We start from the raw sequence: 3118 nt of genomic DNA, 5'->3' as shown, positions 1-3118 counted from the left end.
TGTGACCTTCGACGATAAGTGGCGGCCTTTCTCCAGCGCTATGTGGCGCACACGACATTACTATCGGGCAAGGGTACGGTAGACGGTCGGGCGCGAAACCGAGAACAGCTCGGCCAAATCACTGATTGAGTACTCACCGGTCTCGCGCATGCGGCGCAATTCGCGCTGCTGTTTGTCGGAGAGCTTGGGCTTCTTGCCACGGAGCTTGCCACTGGCGCGAGCGACCGCCATACCCTCGCGCGTACGCAGGCGGATGAGGTCGGCCTCGAATTCGGCGAAGGTGGCGAGGATGTTGAAGAACATCTTTCCCATGGGGTCGGCCGGGTCGTAGACGCTCGAACCGAGCGCAAGCTTGACGCCACGAGCGACCAGATCATCAGCGATGGCGCGCGCGTCGGGGACCGAGCGTGCCAGCCGGTCCAGCTTCGGCACCACGAGTGTGTCGCCGGCGCGCACGGCGGCGAGCGCTTGGTCGAGCCCTGGCCGGGCCCGGCTCGTGCCGGTCAGCCCATGGTCGGTGTAAATGCGCTCGGGCGCCACGCCGAGCCGTTCGAGCGCTGCCCGCTGGGCGGCGAGGTCCTGCTTGTCGGTCGAGCAGCGGGCATAGCCGACGGTGATCGTGGTCATGGTCGAATCGTACGATAGGGGTCCCTTCAATGAAAGGATCATCGGACCATTTCAATGAGACGGATAGATCCGTGATCCGAACGGTATGGACGGCAGGGTGCGAACCGTCCGGTGAGCGATCCCCTTGCGGACGGCGGGGATCGCCGGTTTCGGGAGGCGGCCATGGCTCGGGAGAAGACGACGGCCCCGTTCGCGACCCTGACCGAGGAAGGCCAAGCGCAGGCGATGGCGCGCTTCGCCGCCTTGCGGCCGCATCTCGAGGATGGAGTCCCCCTGGCGCGCGCGGCCGCCGACGCCGGCGTGCCGCTGCGAACGGCGCAGCGTTGGCTCGCCCGTTACCGCCGGGACGGGCTGGCCAGCCTCGCGCGTCGTAGCCGCAGCGATGCCGGTGCGCGTCGCTCGCCCGACGACCTCGTCACGTTGATCGAGGGCCTGGGGTTGAAACGGCCGCGACTGTCGGCCGCCACCATCCACCGTCGGGTCTGTAACGTCGCCGCGGCGCAGGGATGGCGTGCGCCGTCCTACGGCACGGTCCACGCCATCCTCTCGAGCCTGGACCCGACGATGGTGACGCTCGCGCTCGACGGGCCGGCCGCTTACCGCAACCGTTACGAGCTGATCCATCGGCACCGCGCCGAGACGCCCAACGCACTCTGGCAAGCCGACCACACGCAGCTCGACGTCCTTATCCTCGACGAAAGCGGGAAGCCGGCGCGGCCGTGGCTCACCACCGTCATCGACGATCGCTCCCGCGCGGTCGCCGGGTACTTGGTCTTCCTCGGCGCGCCTTGCGTGCTTAACACCTGCCTTGCGCTTCGCCATGCGATCTGGCGCAAGGCCGACCCCGCTTGGCCGGTCTGCGGCGTGCCGGACGTCCTCTACGTCGACCACGGCAGCGATTTCACCAGCCGGCACCTTGACCGGGTGGCGGCGGACCTGCGGTTCCAGGTCGTCTACTCTGCCGTCGGCCGCCCACAGGGGCGGGGCAAGGTCGAGCGCCTGTTCGGCACAATCAATACCGAGCTGTTGCCCGAACTGCCTGGCTATCTTGTCAAGGGAAGGCCCGCATCGCCCCCGACACTGTCGCTGGCGCGGCTCGACCATGAGGTCGGTGCCTTCATCGCCGGCACCTACCACGCCCGCATCCACGGCGGGATCGGTGAGACACCGCTCGACGCGTGGCGTTGCGAGGGCTTTTTGCCCCGCCTTCCCGACAGCCTCGAGGACCTCGACCTCCTGCTGATCCAGCATGCTGAGCCGCGCCGCGTGCGGCGTGACGGCGTCCGCTTCCAAGGACTGCGCTACGTCGCCCCGACGCTTGCAGGCTTTATTGGCGAGGCGGTCACCGTCCGCTACGACCCCCGCGACCTGTCCGAGATCCGGCTCTTCCACCGCGGCGGCTTTCTCTGCCGCGCGGTGAGCGAGGAACACGCCGGGAAGGTGGTGACGCTCAAGGACATCCAGGCGGCCCGACGTGCTCATCGCCGGTCCTTGCGCACCGCAATCAACGAGCGCGTGGCAAAGGTGGCCGACTTCCTGCCCCACCACGACCAGCCGTCGAGGCCGGTCCCACCGCCGCGACCGGCGGCGTCACCGGCCCGGCCGCGGCTGCGTCTCTACGAGGAGGATGATCCGTGACCGGTGGCGATCGGGCCGGCGCGTTCATCGCGACGAAGGAACACCGGCGCTTTTCCGAGTTCGCCGGTGCCGTGCGCAAGCACCGCTACATCGGCCTTTGCTTCGGCGCTGCCGGCGTCGGCAAGACCCTGTCGGCGCGGCGCTACGCGAAGTGGGATGTTGCCGAACCCCTGCTCGTCGAATGGGGGCCGCGCCAGCCTTCCGATGCCAAGGTGTACGCGGCGCTCGCCGGCACCCGGACCGTCGTCTACACGCCCACGGTCTGCTGCCCGTTTCGCGAGCTGCGCGACAGTATCGGCACGCTGGTCACGCGTGCGGGCGTCTGCATCGACGCGCACCTGCACCGCGAGGACCTCATTCGCACAGGACTCAGCCCCAATCCCGCCGAGTTGCTCATCGTCGATGAGGCCGAGCGGCTCTCGACCCCGGCGCTCGAGCACCTGCGCGACGTGTTCGACAGAACCGGCATCGGCGTGATCCTCATTGGCATGCCCGGCATCGAGAAGCGCTTGGCGCGCTACCCGCAGCTCTACAGCCGCGTCGGGTTTGCTCATCACTACCGCCCTTTGAAGGGCGACGAACTCGCCTTCGTGCTCACCCGCCACTGGCGGCAGCTCGGGCTTGCCCTCGACGAGGCCGACTTCACCGATGCCCAGGCCATGGCGTCAATCGCGCGGATCACGGGCGGCAATTTCCGCCTGCTCCATCGCCTGTTCGTCCAGATCGGGCGCATCCTGAAGATCAACGGCCTGTCTGTGATCACCGACGATGTGGTCGAGGCCGCGCGGAGTACGCTCGTCATCGGTGCCACATAGCGCTGGAGAACGACCGCCACCTATCTCTGAAGGTCACA

General features: G+C 67.9%; 3 protein-coding genes. 2 read left to right on the top strand and 1 reads right to left on the bottom strand.

Annotated features, from left to right (window positions below; genetic code table 11):
* Positions 1-60: 60 nt before the first annotated feature.
* On the bottom strand, positions 61-627 hold the full coding sequence (locus tag J2Y49_RS32335; protein ID WP_310119875.1) for a recombinase family protein: 567 nt from the start codon (positions 625-627) through the stop codon (positions 61-63).
* 162 nt (positions 628-789) lie between these two features.
* On the opposite strand from J2Y49_RS32335, the gene J2Y49_RS32330 reads away from it, so the two are divergent.
* Positions 790-2265 (top strand): Mu transposase C-terminal domain-containing protein, encoded by a 1476-nt coding sequence (locus J2Y49_RS32330; RefSeq protein WP_310119873.1) that lies wholly within the window; start codon positions 790-792, stop codon positions 2263-2265.
* Positions 2262-3080, top strand: a complete 819-nt coding sequence (locus tag J2Y49_RS32325) for an AAA family ATPase (RefSeq protein ID WP_310119871.1) — start codon at positions 2262-2264, stop codon at positions 3078-3080. The genes J2Y49_RS32330 and J2Y49_RS32325 overlap by 4 nt, the downstream gene beginning before the upstream one ends.
* The last annotated feature ends 38 nt before the right edge of the window (positions 3081-3118 follow it).

Origin of the sequence: Azospirillum sp. BE72 (genome assembly GCF_031455875.1) — a bacterium.
GTDB lineage: Bacteria > Pseudomonadota > Alphaproteobacteria > Azospirillales > Azospirillaceae > Azospirillum.
The sequence above is the reverse complement of the archived record's forward strand: the minus strand, read 5'-3'. Positions and strand labels throughout refer to the sequence as shown.

Coding starts and splice junctions, on each gene's coding strand:
- J2Y49_RS32335 (WP_310119875.1), bottom strand. CDS start 627: ATGACCACGATCACCGTCGGCTATGCCCGCTGCTCGACCGACAAGCAG.
- J2Y49_RS32330 (WP_310119873.1), top strand. CDS start 790: ATGGCTCGGGAGAAGACGACGGCCCCGTTCGCGACCCTGACCGAGGAA.